15 protein-coding genes are annotated in these 15,780 nt (G+C 73.6%); 9 read left to right on the forward strand and 6 right to left on the reverse strand.

Annotated features, from left to right (window positions below):
- Positions 1 to 36: 36 nt before the first annotated feature.
- Both ACOOHC_RS03140 and ACOOHC_RS03145 read right to left on the reverse strand, forming a co-directional pair.
- Positions 37 to 885: a hypothetical protein gene (locus ACOOHC_RS03140; RefSeq protein WP_420452557.1), complete on the reverse strand. Its 849-nt coding sequence runs from the start codon at positions 883 to 885 to the stop codon at positions 37 to 39.
- A gap of 119 nt (positions 886 to 1,004) precedes the next feature.
- On the reverse strand, positions 1,005 to 3,620 hold the full coding sequence (locus ACOOHC_RS03145; protein WP_420452558.1) for an ATP-dependent Clp protease ATP-binding subunit: 2,616 nt from the start codon (positions 3,618 to 3,620) through the stop codon (positions 1,005 to 1,007).
- Between the two features lie 268 nt (positions 3,621 to 3,888).
- Here ACOOHC_RS03145 and ACOOHC_RS03150 point away from each other — a divergent pair, with 268 nt between their 5' ends.
- Together ACOOHC_RS03150 and ACOOHC_RS03155 are read left to right on the forward strand one after the other, a co-directional pair.
- A complete protein-coding gene (locus ACOOHC_RS03150; RefSeq protein WP_420452559.1) occupies positions 3,889 to 4,449 on the forward strand; it encodes a peptidylprolyl isomerase in 561 nt (186 codons plus the stop codon).
- A gap of 19 nt (positions 4,450 to 4,468) precedes the next feature.
- A complete protein-coding gene (locus ACOOHC_RS03155; protein ID WP_420452560.1) occupies positions 4,469 to 5,647 on the forward strand; it encodes a winged helix-turn-helix domain-containing protein in 1,179 nt (392 codons plus the stop codon).
- Between the two features lie 59 nt (positions 5,648 to 5,706).
- On the opposite strand, the gene ACOOHC_RS03160 is transcribed toward ACOOHC_RS03155, so the two are convergent.
- A complete protein-coding gene (locus ACOOHC_RS03160; protein ID WP_420453848.1) occupies positions 5,707 to 6,558 on the reverse strand; it encodes an oxygenase MpaB family protein in 852 nt (283 codons plus the stop codon).
- A gap of 191 nt (positions 6,559 to 6,749) precedes the next feature.
- Here ACOOHC_RS03160 and ACOOHC_RS03165 point away from each other — a divergent pair, with 191 nt between their 5' ends.
- Together ACOOHC_RS03165 and ACOOHC_RS03170 are read left to right on the forward strand one after the other, a co-directional pair.
- Entirely contained in the window at positions 6,750 to 7,736 is a 987-nt protein-coding gene (locus ACOOHC_RS03165; RefSeq protein WP_420452561.1) for an asparaginase, read from the forward strand.
- A 69-nt stretch (positions 7,737 to 7,805) separates the two neighbouring features.
- On the forward strand, positions 7,806 to 8,831 hold the full coding sequence (locus tag ACOOHC_RS03170) for an MBL fold metallo-hydrolase (RefSeq protein WP_420452562.1): 1,026 nt from the start codon (positions 7,806 to 7,808) through the stop codon (positions 8,829 to 8,831).
- A 99-nt stretch (positions 8,832 to 8,930) separates the two neighbouring features.
- On the opposite strand, the gene ACOOHC_RS03175 is transcribed toward ACOOHC_RS03170, so the two are convergent.
- Together ACOOHC_RS03175 and thpR are read right to left on the reverse strand one after the other, a co-directional pair.
- Positions 8,931 to 10,136 (reverse strand): trehalose 6-phosphate synthase, encoded by a 1,206-nt coding sequence (locus ACOOHC_RS03175; protein WP_420452563.1) that lies wholly within the window; start codon positions 10,134 to 10,136, stop codon positions 8,931 to 8,933.
- Positions 10,137 to 10,257: 121 nt separating this feature from the next.
- Entirely contained in the window at positions 10,258 to 10,782 is a 525-nt protein-coding gene (thpR, locus tag ACOOHC_RS03180; protein WP_420452564.1) for an RNA 2',3'-cyclic phosphodiesterase, read from the reverse strand.
- A gap of 77 nt (positions 10,783 to 10,859) precedes the next feature.
- Here thpR and ACOOHC_RS03185 point away from each other — a divergent pair, with 77 nt between their 5' ends.
- The 4 genes from ACOOHC_RS03185 to ACOOHC_RS03200 all read left to right on the forward strand — a co-directional run bounded on the left by ACOOHC_RS03185 (position 10,860) and on the right by ACOOHC_RS03200 (position 14,684).
- Positions 10,860 to 11,729 carry an ATPase gene (locus ACOOHC_RS03185; RefSeq protein ID WP_420452565.1) on the forward strand — a complete coding sequence of 290 codons (870 nt, stop codon included), beginning with the start codon at positions 10,860 to 10,862 and terminating at the stop codon, positions 11,727 to 11,729.
- Complete coding sequence (larB, locus tag ACOOHC_RS03190) at positions 11,729 to 12,409, forward strand: nickel pincer cofactor biosynthesis protein LarB (protein WP_420452566.1); 681 nt, start codon at positions 11,729 to 11,731, stop codon at positions 12,407 to 12,409. Before ACOOHC_RS03185 ends, larB begins: the two co-directional genes overlap by 1 nt.
- A complete protein-coding gene (larC, locus tag ACOOHC_RS03195) occupies positions 12,406 to 13,614 on the forward strand; it encodes a nickel pincer cofactor biosynthesis protein LarC (protein ID WP_420452567.1) in 1,209 nt (402 codons plus the stop codon). Before larB ends, larC begins: the two co-directional genes overlap by 4 nt.
- 137 nt (positions 13,615 to 13,751) lie before the next feature.
- On the forward strand, positions 13,752 to 14,684 hold the full coding sequence (locus ACOOHC_RS03200; protein ID WP_420452568.1) for an acyl-ACP desaturase: 933 nt from the start codon (positions 13,752 to 13,754) through the stop codon (positions 14,682 to 14,684).
- A gap of 16 nt (positions 14,685 to 14,700) precedes the next feature.
- Here the strand turns inward: ACOOHC_RS03200 and ACOOHC_RS03205 are convergent, their stop codons facing one another.
- Positions 14,701 to 15,072 (reverse strand): helix-turn-helix domain-containing protein, encoded by a 372-nt coding sequence (locus ACOOHC_RS03205; protein ID WP_420452569.1) that lies wholly within the window; start codon positions 15,070 to 15,072, stop codon positions 14,701 to 14,703.
- Positions 15,073 to 15,297: 225 nt separating this feature from the next.
- On the opposite strand from ACOOHC_RS03205, the gene ACOOHC_RS03210 reads away from it, so the two are divergent.
- Positions 15,298 to 15,657, forward strand: coding sequence for an RNA-binding S4 domain-containing protein (locus tag ACOOHC_RS03210; RefSeq protein ID WP_420452570.1), 360 nt, complete (start codon positions 15,298 to 15,300; stop codon positions 15,655 to 15,657).
- Positions 15,658 to 15,780 lie beyond the last annotated feature (123 nt).

Below are 15,780 nucleotides of genomic sequence, written 5' to 3' on the forward strand. Positions count from 1 at the left end.
TCGGCGACGACGCCGACCGGACCGGCGGCCCCGCGCTCAGATCCGGCGTCGGTCCGCGAGGGGCAGGCCCCGGCGGCGGTATCGACGCATCCGGCGCCATCGGGCGACGGCGACGTAGCCGATGAACAGCGTCATCAGCGCCACCCACACCCAGAACGCCACGAGCGCGGCGATCGACAGGGGGCGTGCCCACGCCGCGCCCGAGTCGGGGGCCTGCTCGGTCTCGGCCGTCGCCTCGACGATGGAGCCGTCGAGGGGGACCGTCCACTCGAACGAGCCGTCGCCCCCGATCACCGCCGCCGCGTCGGTCCCCGCGGCGACGGCCTCGCCGGGGAGCGAGACGCGCAGGATCGCCGACATCGAGTTCGTCGGGTCCGCCCCCTGCTCCTCGAACTCGTCGGCGAAGGGCACGCCGCCGACCGCCGAGACGAGGTCGTCGTCGGCGAAGGAGGCGAAGCCGTCGGGGAGGCCGAGGTTGGCGCGCACCGTGTTCGTCGCGGTCTCGTTGTCTTGGCGACGCCCGAGCACGGGGTCGTTGAACGGCGGACCGAGGCTGCGCAGCAGGTTGGTCGCCTCGTCCTCGCCCTCGAAGCCGTGCGTGAGGGTGAGCGTCAGCCCGCCGTCGGGCGCCGGTTCCGGCCCCGCGACCTCCCAGCCGGCGTCGCGGACGTCGTCGAGCACGAGGTCGTCGGCGATCGTCGGCACGCGCTCGACGAGCTCGGCGTCGGCCTCGGCGACCACGACGATCACCCCCGTGCCGTCCGGCGCCACGTCGACGTCGACGACCACGTCGAGCTGGCACCCGCTCGCGACCACGGCGAGCGCGAGCACCGCGGCGACGACCGCTCCCACCCTCGCGCGCATCTCCGTCACCGCCCTCGTCACCGCCCGAGCATGTCACGCGTCGACGGGTCCACGGCGGCACCGCCGCACCGAGGGTCGGGACGCGGACGGGCCCCGGCGACCGGGTCGGTCACCGGGGCCCGCGGTCCGGTCCGGGTCGGTCAGTCCGCTTCGGGCGGGGGCAGCTCGCCGCCCTCGCCCTGCGCCGGGTTGGGCGGCTCGGTGGCGGTCAGCTCGAGCTCCACCGAGGCGGGGGGCACGAAGCCCTCGACCGCCTCGAAGGTGAAGCGCTGCTTGCCCTCCCTGTCGGGATCGTCCTCGGTGTCGACCACGATGATCTCGCCGGCGGAGAACTCCTTGTACAGGATCTTCTCCGACAGAGCGTCCTCGACGTGGCGCTGGATCGCCCGGCGGAGCGGACGACCGCCGAGGGTCGGGTCGTAGCCGAGATCGGCGAGGAGCTCCTTGGCCCCCTGCTTGACCTCGATGCCCAGCCCCTGGCCCTCGAGCTGCTTGACGAGGCGCTCCATCTGCATGTCGACCATCTGCAGCACCTCGTCGCGGGCGAGCTCGTGGAAGACGATCGTCTCGTCGATGCGGTTGAGGAACTCGGGTCGGAAGTGGCCCTTCAGCGACTCGTTGACCTTCTCCTTCATCCGCTCGTAGCTCATCGCCGAGTCGTCCTGGGTGAAGCCGACGTTGGCCTTGCGCAGGTCCTGGGTGCCCAGGTTCGACGTCATGATCAGCACCGTGTTGCGGAAGTCGACCGAGCGGCCCTGGCTGTCGGTGAGACGGCCCTCCTCCAGGATCTGGAGCAGGGTGTTGAACACGTCGGGGTGGGCCTTCTCGATCTCGTCGAAGAGCACCACCGAGAACGGCTTGCGCCGCACGGCCTCGGTGAGCTGGCCGCCCTCCTCGTAGCCGACGTAGCCGGGGGGCGAACCGACGAGGCGGCTCACCGCGTGGGGCTCCATGTACTCGCTCATGTCGAGGGTGATCATCGACTTCTCGTCACCGAACAGGTACTCGGTGAGCGTCTTCGCGAGCTCGGTCTTGCCGACGCCGGTCGGGCCGAGGAAGATGAACGAGCCCGACGGGCGCTTCGGGTCCTTCAGCCCGGCGCGGGTGCGGCGGATCGACTGGCTGACGGCCTTGATGGCGTCCTCCTGGCCGATGATCCGCCGGTGGAGCTCGTCCTCCATCTTCAGCAGTCGCTCGGTCTCCTCCTCGGTGAGCTTGTAGACCGGGATCCCGGTCCACAGCGACAGCACCTCGGCGATCGCCTCCTCGTCGACCTCGTCGAAGAGGTCGACGCCGGACTCCTTGATCTCGGACTCCTTCTCGGACTTCTCCTCGAGGAGCTTCTTCTCCTCGTCGCGCAGGCGGCCGGCCTCCTCGAACTGCTGGTCCTCGACGGCGGTCTTCTTGGCCTCCTGGACGTCGGCGAGCTTGGTCTCGATCTCGCGCAGGTCGGGCGGGGTCGCCATCCGCTTGATGCGCAGCCGGGAGCCGGCCTCGTCGATCAGGTCGATCGCCTTGTCGGGGAGGAAGCGATCGGAGATGTAGCGGTCGGCGAGGTTCGCCGCGGCCACGAGCGCCTGGTCGGTGATCGTGACGCGGTGGTGGGACTCGTACTGGTCGCGGATGCCCTTGAGGATCTCGATCGTGTGGGCGAGCGTCGGCTCCTCGACCTTGACCGGCTGGAAGCGACGCTCGAGCGCCGCGTCCTTCTCGACGTGCTTGCGGTACTCGTCGAGGGTGGTCGCGCCGACGGTCTGCAGCTCGCCGCGCGCGAGCATCGGCTTGAGGATCGAGGCGGCGTCGATCGCGCCCTCGGCGGCACCGGCGCCGACGAGGGTGTGGATCTCGTCGATGAACAGCAGGATGTCGCCGCGCGACTTGATCTCCTTGAGCACCTTCTTCAGCCGCTCCTCGAAGTCGCCGCGGTAGCGGGATCCGGCCACGAGCGAGCCGAGGTCGAGGGTGTAGAGCTGCTTGTCGGTGAGGGTGTCGGGGACGTCGTTGTTGACGATCTTCTGGGCGAGGCCCTCGACGATCGCCGTCTTGCCGACGCCGGGCTCGCCGATCAGCACGGGGTTGTTCTTCGTGCGGCGCGACAGGATCTGCATCGTGCGCTCGAGCTCGCGGCTGCGGCCGATCACCGGGTCGAGCTGGCCTTCGCGCGCGGCCTGGGTGAGGTTGCGCCCGAACTGGTCGAGGATCTGGGAGTTGCCGCCCTTCTCGTCCTCCTTCGAGCCGGGGCCGACGCCGGCGCCGGCGGTCTCGCGCCCGCTCCCCGACGAGGAGCCCGAACCGCCGCCCGACGAGCCCGAGGGGCCCTGGTAGCCGGAGAGCAGCTGGATGACCTGCTGGCGGACGCGCGACAGGTCCGCGCCGAGCTTGACGAGCACCTGGGCGGCGACGCCCTCGCCCTCGCGGATCAGCCCGAGCAGGATGTGCTCGGTGCCGATGTAGTTGTGGCCGAGCTGGAGCGCTTCGCGCAGCGACAGCTCGAGCACCTTCTTCGCGCGCGGGGTGAAGGGGATGTGGCCCGACGGCGACGAGCCGCCCTGGCCGATGATCTCCTCGACCTGGCTGCGCACGGCCTCGAGGGAGATGCCGAGGGATTCGAGCGCCTTCGCGGCGACGCCCTCTCCTTCGTGGATCAGCCCGAGCAGGATGTGCTCGGTGCCGATGTAGCTGTGGTTCAGGAGGCGCGCCTCCTCCTGGGCCAGCACCACGACTCGGCGTGCTCTGTCGGTGAAGCGTTCGAACATTTGGCGTGCCCTTTCCACGTGGGAAGTTGTGCTCCGACTCTACCGGCGGGGTGTCGGATCGACCGGCCGACGCGATGTTCGGAGGCGGCTCGACCCGCTTCGTCGGCGGGCGGGGCCGGGCTCGTCACGGGTGCCGGACCGGTGCGCCGCCACCGCGACCGTGCGGCCGGACCGCCGGTTCGCACGGAGGCCGAGGGCTCCGTCACGGGAACGTCGTCGGGGTCGCCTCGGCGGTCGCTCGGGAGGTGCCTCGGTAGGGTGCGCCGCCATGGCTACAGACTTCCCGCCCTTCGACGGTTCCGCCCCCAAGCAGCAGACGTTCTCCGAGCCGCCGGAGATGGGCATCGACACCTCGAAGCGCTACACCGCGACCCTCGACACGAGCCTCGGCGAGATCGTCATCGCGCTCGACGCGATCAAGGCGCCGAACACGGTCAACAACTTCGTGTTCCTCGCGCTGAACCACTACTACGACGGGGTCATCTTCCACCGCGTCATCAACGGCTTCATGTGCCAGGGCGGCGACCCGACCGGCACCGGCACCGGCGGGCCCGGCTACAAGTTCGGCGACGAGCTGCCCCAGCCGCGCGAGTACCAGATCGGCTCGGTCGCGATGGCCAACGCCGGGCCGAACACGAACGGGAGCCAGTTCTTCCTCGTGTCGGGCCCCTCCGGCGTCGGGCTCCCTCCCCAGTACAGCCTGTTCGGCCAGATCGTGAAGGGCCTCGACGTCCTCGACACGATGCAGAACGTGCCGACGGCGCGCGGCGATCGCCCGAAGGACGACGTCGTCATCAACTCGGTCGAGATCTCCGTCGGCGACGACTGACCGGCGGCGGGGTCGGGCGGTGACGGAGCTGTCGTCGGCGCAGGCCCGTCGCATCGCGCTGCACGCCCAGGGGTTCGCGCGGGCGCGCCCGTCGGGGCGCGTCGATCGACGCCACCTGCGACGGGTCCTCGACGACGTCGGTGTGGTGCAGATCGACTCGGTCAACGTCGTGGTGCGCAGCCAGGAGCTGCCGCTGTTCGCGCGCCTCGGCGCCCACCCGCGCACGCTGATCCCCGACGCGACGGCCGCCGGGGAGCTGTTCGAGTACTGGGTCCACGAGGCGTGCCACGTGCCGATCGCCCAGCGGCCGCTGTTCGGCTGGGCGATGGAGCACCACCCCCGCTGGGCGGGGCTGCGCGCGTGGGCGGCCGATCATCGCCGCCTCGTCGACGACGTGCTGGCGCGCGTCCGTGACGAGGGCCCGCTCGTCGCCGCCGATCTCGAGATGCGCGACCGGCCGAAGGGGACGTGGTGGGACTGGGACGACGGCAAGCGCGCCCTCGAGCACCTGTTCCGGACCGGTGAGGTGACGGCCGAGCGCCGGATGCGTGACTTCGCCCGGGTGTACGACCTCAGCGAGCGGGTCATCCCGCCCGAGGTCCTCCACGCGCCGACCCCGTCCGAGCACGACGCCAAGAAGGAGCTCCTGGTGCTCGCGGCGAGGTACCACGGGGTCGGGGTCGCGTCGGACCTCGCCGACTACCACCGCCTGAGCCACACCCGCCGTGCGCTCGCCGAGCTGGTGGAGGAGGGGCGCCTCGAGGCCGTGCGGGTCGAGGGGTGGGACCGGCCGGCCCTGCTCCACCCCGATGCCGTGCGCGCCCGGCGGGTCTCGGCGCGAGCCCTGCTGAGCCCGTTCGACCCGGTCGTCTGGTGCCGTCCGCGCGCCGAGCGGCTGTTCGGGTTCCGCTACCGCATCGAGATCTACGTGCCGCGTGCGCAGCGCACCCACGGCTACTACGTGCTGCCGTTCCTCCTCGGTGACCGCCTCGTCGGGCGCGTCGACCTGAAGGCCGATCGGGCCGGTCGTCGCCTGCTGGTCCAGGCGGCGTGGGGCGAGCCCGGCATCGACGCCGAGCACGTGTCGACGGAGCTGCGCGCCGAGCTCGAGCTGATGGCCGCCTGGCTCCAGCTCGACCGGGGCGTGACGGTGGTGGGAGCGGGCGACCTCGCGCCGGCCCTCGCCGCCGCGCGCTGATCGGACCGCACCCCGCCGCCGCCGTGCGTCGTCGCGCGGGCTCGGCGGCGCCCGGTGGGTCAGGTGACGGGAAGACGTCGATCCGCGGGCACGACCGCCCAGCGGAGGGTGCGCGTGACGACGTCTCCGAGCGCTCGTGCGACGGTCGCCTCGCTCACCGGCATCCACGGCAGCCGCAGGGGCCAGCGCGTCCAGGCCGGCATCAGCGACACGGCGGCCGCCGCGATCATCGCGTAGGGCGCACGACCGGCGATCGGGAGCGGCGGTCGCACCAGCAGGTAGCGCGCGGCCTCGCGAGCGGCGCGCGTCCCGCGCAGCTCCGGGCGGAACGCGGCGAGCTGGCGTCGCAGCGCCCGCTCCGTCGTCGGCGGCTCGATCACGCCGAGCGCCCGAGCGACGACGGCGGACTCGGCGACGTAGCGGTCGCGCTCGTCGCCGACGAGCGGGCGCTCGCCGAAGCGATCGTGCGCGGCGAGGAAGCTGTCGAGCTCGGCGATGTGCACCCAGCGCAGCAGGTGGGGATCGTTCGCGGCGTACGGCTGGCCGTCGACGGTCGTGCCGACGACCCGGTCGTGGACGCGGTGGACCACCTCGACGGCGCGCTCCGCCTCGCTCGCGGGACCGAACGTGGTGGCGGCGAGGAAGTCGGCCGTGCGCTGCAACCGACCCCAGGGGTCGTGGCGGTAGTCGGAGTGCTGGGCCACGCCCGCCATCGCGCGGGGGTGGAGCGACTGGAACAGCAGCGCACGCAGTCCACCGACGAACATCGAGGCGTCGGCGTGGACCCGTCGGATCGGGGCGTCGTCGTCGAACCAGCCGGCCTCACCGGTGTCGAACAGCTCGAGGTGTCGTGCGTCGGCGTCGGGTCCGACGACCCGGGACCGGACCTGATCGGCCAGCCACGTCCGCAGCTCGCCGGGGACCGCGGCGGGTCCGCTCGCTCGACCTCCGCGGTCCGGGATCGGTCGCTCGTCCACCCCCTCATCGTCCCACGACCTCCCCGCCGCTGCGTCGCGGAGCTGCGACTCGCGCCCGCCCGAGGTCCGACCCGCGGCGGAGGTGGAGCGGGTGCGCGGCTCGGGCGGCGTCTACGGTCGCCGCCGTGGGATCGACGCCGGGGACCCGGTTCTCGCCGGCGTCGTTCCGGCCGTTGGTCGTCGCGACGCGCGACGGGGTGGACGAGTCGATCCACGCGGGCGCCGCGGTCGTCGTCGACGCCGACGGGGTGATCGTCGACGCGGTCGGCGACCCCGAGCTCGCCGTCTTCCCACGATCCGCGCTCAAGCCGTTCCAGGCCTCGGCGATGGTCCGCGCCGGGCTCGACCTCCCCGATCGCACGCTCGCCGTCGTGGTGGCCAGCCACTCGGGCGAGCGGGTCCACCTCGCCGCGGTGGAGGAGATCCTGCGCACCCACGACCTCGGCGTCGACGATCTGGCCAACACCGCCGACCACCCGCTCGGGTCCGAGGAGCGGACCGCCGCGATCGCCGCCGGCGAGGCGCGCAGCGCGCTGCGCCAGAACTGCTCCGGCAAGCACGCCGGGATGCTCGCGACGTGCCGGGTGAACGACTGGCCGATCGACACCTACCTCGAACGCGACCACCCCCTCCAGCGGGCGATCGTCGGCGAGATCGAGCGCCTCGCCGACCGGGCGGGGTCGTCGGTGGTCGCGATCGGGGTCGACGGGTGCGGAGCGCCGACCCACGTGATGGCGCTCGCCGACGCGGCGCGCGCCCTGTCGCGCCTGGTCGTCGAGGGATCTCCCGTGCGTCGGGCCATGCGGGCCCACCCGGACCTCGTCGGGGGGACCGGGCGCGACGTCACCCGGTGGATGGTGGCCGTCGACGGACTCGTCGCGAAGGAGGGCGCGGCCGGTGTGCTGGTGGCGGCGCTCGCGGACGGGACGGCGGGCGCGCTGAAGATCGCCGACGGATCCGACGCGGCGCGCCGCGTCGCGACCGTCGAGCTGCTGCGCCGCCTGGGCGTCGACGTCGACGGCGTCCACGCCGCCGTCGCCGACCTCGTCGGCGAACCCGTGCTCGGCCACGGCCGCCCGGTGGGCGCGATGCGGGCGCTGGAGTGGTCGTGAGCGCGAGACGGCGCCCGGGAGCGCTCCCCGCCCTCGTCGGGGGCGGGTGCGGGGTGGTGGACTGAGCCGATGCGCTTCCTGACGCTCGCCGAGGACGACTTCGACTACGGGGCCCCCGAGTCGGTCGCGCCGGGGGTGCGGCGCGTGGTCGCGCGCAACCCGTCCAAGTTCACCTACCGGGGCACGGGCACCTACATCGTCGGCGGCGGCGACGACGTCGCGGTGATCGATCCCGGACCCCTGCTCGACGACCACCGCGACGCCCTCGCCCGGGCCCTCGACGGGCGGCGCGTGCGGGCGATCCTCGTCACCCACTGCCACGCCGACCACTCGCCGCTGGCGGCGTGGCTGCGCGCCGAGACGGGCGCGCCGACCTTCGCGCACGGGCCCCACGGGGCCGGCGGGGCCGACTGGGACATCGGATCGCTGCCCGACGACTTCGGGCGCCCTCCCGCCGACGGGGCCGGCGCGCCGGGCGTGGACCACGAGGGCGGCGCGGACGCGGCGGACGCCGCGGGCGAACCGGTCGTCGAGGAGTCGACCGACACCGACTTCGCCCCCGACGTGGAGGTGCGCGACGGCGACGAGGTGTTCGCGTGCGACGGGGTGACGGTGACCTCGCTGCACACCCCGGGTCACACCTCCAACCACACCTGCTTCGCGCTGGACGGCGACGAGGCCGGGCGCATCCTGTTCACCGGCGACCACGTGATGGGCTGGAGCACCACGGTGGTGTCACCCCCCGACGGCGACATGGACGCGTACATGACGTCGCTGCGGGTGGTCGCGGGTCGGCGCGACGACGTGGCGATCCCGACCCACGGCCCCCCGATCCCCGATCCGGCCGGCTACGTCGGCGGTCTCGTCGAGCACCGGATCGAGCGCGAGCGCCAGGTGCTCGACGCGGTGCGCCGCGGCCGGTCGACCATCCCCGAGATCGTCACCGACCTCTACGCGGACGTGCGCGTCGAGCTGCACCGCCCGGCCGGCGCGAGCGTCCTCGGCCACCTGGTCAAGCTGGTGGCCGACGGCGACGTCGACGCCGGCGCGCAGGGCGCCCGGCCCCGCCTGGACGGCACCTTCGCCGCGACCTGACCGGCGCGCCCCACGGACGACCCGGCGCGACCCGTCGAGGCCGCCCGGGGAGACGGCGCGCCGCGACGCCCGCCGGACGGAGCGGCCCGGCCGCTGCGCTCAGCGCCCGGCGAGGTCGTTGAGCGCGGCGACGAGCACGTCGGGCTCGCTCGCGAACAGCGTGTCGCCGACGGCGGCGCTGACCTCGGCACGGCGCTGCCGGTTCGCCGTGACGTAGACGGTGCGCACCTGCGGCGCCAGCTCGGCCGACGCGATCATCATCGTCTCGTCGGACGCCGTGTCGCCGCAGACGAGCGAGGCGCCCCGATCCATCCCGAGGGGGATGTCGGCGTCGAGGAACCGCAGGCCGTCGCCCTTGTCGAAGTCGCGCGACGGACCGTCGGAGGTGTCGTCGACGGTCAGGACGAGCTCGAGGTCCAGCCCGGTGTCCTCGATCCGGAAGTACGACCGGTCGGGATCGATCTCGCGCACCAGCGAGGTCACCTCCTCGCGGAACTCGGCGGCGCGATCGTCGGGCACCGAGTCGGTGACGTCCTGGTAGGCGATCGTGGTCTGGCCGAACTTGTGCTGGCGCCCCGACCCGATGAGCGTGAACACGGAGCGGCCGGGGCGTCCGAGGAGGTCGTCCAGCCCGTCGTTGAGCTCGTCGAGTCGCCGCTGGCGGTCGTCGTCGATCGGGTACCGGCGTCGACGTCCCGCCTCGTCGACGTACTCTCGACCCTTCGACCCGGCGACGACGAAGGTGCCCGGCGCGGTGACGGTGAGATCGGCGATCCCGATGTCGTCGAGCGGTGCCGAGGTGAGCACCAGGGCGCGCTCGACCCGTGATCGCTCGAACCGGGTGAGGAACACGGCGTTCCACACCGACTGGACGGAGGACGCGTACCTCCCGCAGTAGTTGTTCACCGTGCCGTCGCGATCGGTGACGAAGGTGCGCAGGTCCACGTCGTCGAGGGCGGCGACGAGCTCGGAGCGCTCGTCGTCCGCGTCGGGTCGGCGTTCGCGGAGCAGGTCGAGCACCGCCTCGTCACCGTGAGCGAGGAAGGCGAGGTCCTTGTCGAGCTCGTCGAGCTCGTAGGCGAGGTCGACGTGGATCGAGCGACCGTCGCTGCGCGCGAGGCGCCGGCCGTCGGGGGTGCACGGGATCGCGCGCAGCGCGTCGCGCACGACGCGCAGGTGCCCGACGCCCTCGGGGTCGGGCGGGCGCCCCTCGACCACGTCGGTCACCAGCCGGCGACGGACCTCGATGGTCCCGTGCATGGCCGAGTAGAACTCGCGCAGCGTCTCGACCTCGGGCGTGGGCACCGCCCGACAGTAGACGCCGGGTCCGCGACCGGCGCGTGCCCGTCATCCGACCTCCGTGCCCCGAGCGCGGTGGTCCCGGCGCCGCGGGCGCCGTCGCCGCCACCTCGGCGACGGGACCCGGTCAGCGTCGGTCGGGGTCCGTCGAGCCGCGTCCGATCGGGAACGTCCGCAACGTCTCGTAGCGCGCCCCGGTGGGCCGCAGGGTGCTCTCGACGAGCGAGGCGCGGGCCGGCTCCCACGACGCGTGGACGAGGTCGCCCAGCACGCGCGGCACGTTCGCTCCGCGGCGGACCCGCCCGAGGGTGACGTGCCCGAGGAAGCGCCGCCGCACCGGGGCGTCGCCGAGGCCGCGCGTGGCGTCGACCACCGATCGTGCGAGCTCGGCGGCTCCCGTCGCCGGGACGAACAGGGTGCCGCGGTCACCGATGTCGACCGCCGGGCCCAGCTCGACGAACGCCGGGGGCAGATCGGCCCCCTCCAGGGCGTGCGCCACCTCGGCCGGGTCGGCGTCGCCGAGGAAGCGCAGGGTGACGTGCCAGTTCTCCGGGGGCACGAAGCGAGCTCCCACCTGGTCCTTGCGGTGGAGCTCGCACAGGGCGTCGACGACGTCGTCGGGCGGCCACAGGCACACGAACAGGCGCGACATCCCGGAGAGGCTGCCACGCCCGACGACAGCGTGCGACGCCTGTGGATCCGTGGCGGTGATCCGCAACACTGGCGCGCATGCAGGTGGAGATGAGCGCGCGCCCCGACCCCGAGGCGGCGTCGTCCCGCCTGCGCTCGCTGCTCGCGACCGTCCCCCGTCGGGTGGTGGCGTGCAGCGGGGGGATCGACTCGCTGCTCCTCGCGACGGTCGCGCATCGCGAGGATCCCGCCGCGACCGTCGTCGCCCACACCGTGACCCCCGCGGTCCCCGACGACGCGACCGAGCGCGTCGTGGACCACGCCCGGCGCGAGGGGTGGGACCTCGTGATCGTCCGGTCGCGCGAGTTCGACGACGAGCGGTACCTCGCGAACCCGACCGACCGGTGCTACCACTGCAAGCGGAACCTGTACGCCGCGATCGACGAGGTGCGCGAGCACCGGGCGGCGGCCCCCGGTGGCGGCGGCGGCGAGCGGATCCTCAGCGGGGCCAACCTCGACGACCTCGGCGAGTACCGGCCGGGGCTGGTCGCGGCCGCCGAGCACGACGTCGCCCACCCCTACGTCGAGGCGAGCATCTCGAAGTCCGAGATCCGGGCGATGGCTCGACGCCTCGGTCTGGCCGAAGCCGAGCTCCCGGCGTCGCCGTGCCTCGCCAGCCGCCTCTACACGGGCACCCGGGTCACCGCGTCGCGCCTGGGTGCCGTGGACGCCGGTGAGCGTGCGCTGCGCGAGCTGCTGGGGGTCGACGTCGTGCGGTGCCGGATCCGGGGCACCGCGGTGCTGGTCGAGGTGCCCGCCGGTGACCGGCACCTCGTGGACGGCGCCGCGCTCGACGCGGTCGCGGCGGCCATGCGCGCCGTCGAGCCGGAGATCACCACGGTGGGCCTCGACGACGAGGCGTACCGGCCCGGCCGTGCGTTCGTCGGCGCGCCGGGGGCGCCGCGCTGATGCGCGAGGGGGTGCACCGCCACGACGACCGGCGCACCGAGCGGATCGGGATGCCCGAGGCCGTGCTCTGCGAGCCGAAGAGCCCCGACCAGGTCGCGTCGATCGTCGCCGATCTCGCCGCGACGGGTGAACCGCTCCTGCTGACGCGCCTGACCGCCGACCAGCTCGCCGCGATCGATCCGGCCGATCGGCAGCGGATCGACGACGACCGGCCCTCGCGCACCGCGTTCGTCAACGGGACGTCGCCGACGCGCGCGGGCCGGGTCGCGGTGGTGGCCGCCGGGACCTCCGACCTCGCGGTCGCGGGGGAGGCGACGCGCACCCTCGAGTTCTGCGGGGTGCGCTCCGAGTCGTTCGTCGACGTCGGGGTCGCCGGGTTGTGGCGTCTCCAGGAGCGCCTGGAGGAGATCCGCGAGGCGGACGTCGTGATCGCCGTGGCCGGGATGGACGCGGCCCTCGTGTCGGTGCTCGGCGGGCTGGTGGCCGCCCCGGTGGTCGCCGTGCCGACCTCGGTCGGGTACGGGGTCGCGGCCGGCGGCACCACCGCGCTGAACAGCGCGCTCGCGAGCTGCGCGCAGGGCGTGGTCGTGGTCAACGTGGACAACGGCTTCGGGGCGGCGAGCGCCGCCGTGCGCGCTCTGCGCCTGCTCGACACGACCCGTCCGGGGCCGACCCCGTGATCGGGTGGATCGACGGCACCGCGGGAGCGAGCGGCGACATGCTGCTCGGCGCGCTCGTCGGCGCCGGGGTCCCGCTCGCGGTCCCCGCGGCGAGCATCGACGCGCTCGACCTCGGGGTGCGGTTGCGCTCCGAGCGCGTCCGTCGCGCCGGTCTCGCAGCGACGCGCGTGCACGTCGAGGTCCCCGACTCGGGCGTCGTGCGCGACCTCGACGACGTCGTGGGGGTCCTCGCCCCGCTCGACGCGGAGGTGCGCGGTCGCGCCGAGTCGACGTTCCGGCGCCTCGCGGCGGCCGAGGCGGAGGTCCACGGCATCGCGATCGCCGACGTCCACTTCCACGAGGTCGGGGCGCTCGACTCGATCGCCGACGTGGTGGGGGTGTGCGCGGGCTTCGTCCACCTCGGGCTCGACCGCCTCGTCTGCTCGACCCTGAGCCTCGGGGGCGGGCGCACGCGCGGGGCGCACGGTCCGCTGCCGGTCCCCGTCCCCGCGGTGCTCGCCGTGCTCGGTGCCGACGCGACGGTGACCGCCGGTCCGGCGCGATGGGAGGCGACCACGCCGACGGGCGCGGCGCTGCTCGCCGAGTGGGTGGACGAGTGGGGGCCGTTGCCGACCCTGCGCATCGGCGCCACGGGTTCGGGGGCCGGTGAGCGCGACGGCGACGAGGTCGCGAACGCCTGCCGGCTCGTGATCGGCGACGCGGCCGACGGCACCGTCGGCGGTCCCGATCCGGCGATCGGGACCGGGGTGGCGCTGCGGATCGACGCGAACGTCGACGACTGCGACCCCCGCATCTGGCCGGGCGTCGTGGCGGCCGCGCTGGCGGCCGGAGCGCTCGACGCGTGGACGACCCCGGTGCTGATGAAGAAGGGGCGGCCGGCGACGACGCTCTCGGTGCTGTGCGACCCGCACGACGCGATCGTGCTGCGCCGGGTCGTGTTCGACCACACCACGACGATCGGGGTGCGCGAGCACCTGGTCACCCGCCACGTCCTCGAACGCACCTCGACCGCCGTGCGGGTGGGCGGTCACGAGATCTCGGTGAAGGTGGCGTCGATCGGCGGGGAGGTCGTCAACCGCAGCGTCGAGTGGGACGACGTCGTCGCGGCGGCGCGATCGCTCGGACGGCCCCCCGCCGACGTGCTCGCCGAGGCCAACGCGGCGGCTCGCGTCGAGGTCCCACCCGGCCGTCCGCCGTCGCCGTGACCGCGGCGGCGCCGTGACACCGCGCCGATGCCGGCATCCGGTGGTGGTCGGGGCCGGTCGTCGTCGGGACCGGTCGTCGTCGGGGTCGTTCGACTGGGGGTGGATGACCCTACCTACTTGTCGGTAGGCTGGCGGTCGTGAACGATCAGGAGATCCTCTCCGAGCTGACGCCCGTCGTGGAGCAGCTCCTCGAACGCCACCTGAGCACGTCGAAGGAGTGGTTCCCCCACGAGCACGTCCCCCACGCTCGTGGGCGTGACATCGAACCCGGCCACGAGTGGTCGCCCTCCGACGCCGAGCTCGACGGCCACACGCTGACCCCCGAGGTCCGCAGCGCGCTCTACGTCAACCTGCTCACCGAGGACAACCTGCCGTACTACTTCCGCACCGTCGAGGGCCTGTTCGGCGCCGACGGGCCGTGGGGCACCTGGGTCCGTCGCTGGACGGCCGAGGAGGGGCGCCACTCGATGGTGATCTACGGGTACCTCGCGGCCACCCAGGCGATCGACCTCGTCGAGCTCGAGCGCGGACGGATGGCCCAGGTGTCGCTCGGCGAGACGCCGAACCCCGAGTCGCTGCACGAGGGCTTCGTCTACCTCGCCCTCCAGGAGCTGGCGACGCGCATCTCCCACCGCAACACCGGTCTGCAGATGGGCGACCCGGTCGGCTACGACGTGATGAAGCGCGTGTGCAGCGACGAGAACCTGCACCAGCTCTTCTACCGCGACCTCGCGTCGGCCGCCGTCGAGGCCGACCCGAACGGGATGATGATCGCGATGGAGAAGCAGGTCCGCAGCTTCGCGATGCCCGGCACCGGCATCCCCGGCTTCGACGAGCACTCGAAGCGGATCGCCAAGGCCGGCATCTACGACCTGCAGATCCACCACGAGCAGATCCTGGCCCCCGTCGTCCTGCGCCAGTGGGACGCGGGCAACATCGGGGGGCTCTCCGGTGAGGGGGCCGAGGCCCAGGAGCGCTTGATGAAGCGCATGGCGACCAGCGAGCGCGTCGCCGACCGCTACGCCCGCAAGCGCGCCGAGGAGCGCGACGAGGAGCTGCAACCGGCCTGAACCGCCGGTGAGGTGATCAGAGCTCGTTCGCGGTGAGGAACGAGCGGTAGATGTCGAGCAGCGACTGCTTCTGGACGTCGGTCAGGTCGTCGTCGAGGAGGATCGCGGACTCCGTCGCCCGCACCCCCGGAGGGGCCTCCTCCTGGTCGCTCTGGCGCCCGAGGAAGCGCAGCAGGCGCTCGGTCGGGACGTTGAGCGCATCGGACAGGCCGTGGAGCACGCGGACCGACGGCTGGTGCAGGCCCCGCTCGAGCTGGGACAGGTAGGCGTCGGAGAGGTCGGCCAGCTTGGCCAGCTCGCGCTGCGACATCGCGGCGAGCTTGCGCTGGCTCTTGATGAAGTCGCCGAACGCCCCGATCCCGGGCCGTTGCGAGGTGTCCTCATCCACCCGGGTCCACCGCTCCAGCGCCGGGGTCCGTGCACGCGCTCATCGACCCCACCCTAGGTTCGCGGGCCACCGATCCGACCGCGGCGCCGAGGCGCGGGCCGGGGAGGCGCGAGCCGGGGAGGCGCGGCGACCGATCCGGTCCCCGGCGTGCACCACGTCGGGCCCGACGCCGGGATCGCGGCGGGCTGCGGACGTGGCAGGATCGGACCCATCGAGACCGTTCGGATGGATGTGTGGCTGTGGTCGGCGCGCCTGACCAAGACGCGCGCCGACGCCGCCCGAGCGTGCCGCGCGGGCCACGTCTCGATCGGCGACGCCGTCGCCAAGCCGGCGACGCCCGTGCGCGTGGGCGACCGGATCGACGCACGCGTCGGCGGGCGCCAGCGCATCGTCGTGGTGACCCGCCTGCTGTCGCGCCGCGTCGGCGCCGGCCCGGCGGCCGAGTGCTACGAGGACCGCTCACCTCCGCCGCCGCCCCGCGAGCGCGCCGACGGCGCGGCCTTCGCGGTGCGCGACCCGGGGTCGGGCCGGCCGACCAAGCGCGACCGTCGACGGACCGACGCCCTGCGCGGTCGTCGCCGCTAGGAGGCGGGCGGAGGCGTTCTGGGAGGCTGGTGGCGGATGGCGACACGGGGTTCTCCGGCGGGGGAGCGGTGATCGTGGATCTCGGCGTCCGCTGCGGCCCCCGTGAGCGTGGTGACGCCCGAT

The sequence above is a fragment of the Ilumatobacter sp. genome (genome assembly GCF_965215205.1).
Classification (GTDB): Bacteria; Actinomycetota; Acidimicrobiia; order Acidimicrobiales; family Ilumatobacteraceae; genus Ilumatobacter_A.

Bases quoted from the DNA above. Each gene is read 5' to 3' on its own strand.
- ACOOHC_RS03170 (WP_420452562.1), top strand. From the start codon at position 7,806: ATGCGCTTCCTGACGCTCGCCGAGGACGACTTCGACTACGGGGCCCCC.
- ACOOHC_RS03150 (WP_420452559.1), top strand. From the start codon at position 3,889: ATGGCTACAGACTTCCCGCCCTTCGACGGTTCCGCCCCCAAGCAGCAG.
- ACOOHC_RS03145 (WP_420452558.1), bottom strand. From the start codon at position 3,620: ATGTTCGAACGCTTCACCGACAGAGCACGCCGAGTCGTGGTGCTGGCC.
- larB (WP_420452566.1), top strand. From the start codon at position 11,729: ATGCGCGAGGGGGTGCACCGCCACGACGACCGGCGCACCGAGCGGATC.
- ACOOHC_RS03185 (WP_420452565.1), top strand. From the start codon at position 10,860: ATGCAGGTGGAGATGAGCGCGCGCCCCGACCCCGAGGCGGCGTCGTCC.
- thpR (WP_420452564.1), bottom strand. From the start codon at position 10,782: ATGTCGCGCCTGTTCGTGTGCCTGTGGCCGCCCGACGACGTCGTCGAC.
- ACOOHC_RS03210 (WP_420452570.1), top strand. From the start codon at position 15,298: ATGGATGTGTGGCTGTGGTCGGCGCGCCTGACCAAGACGCGCGCCGAC.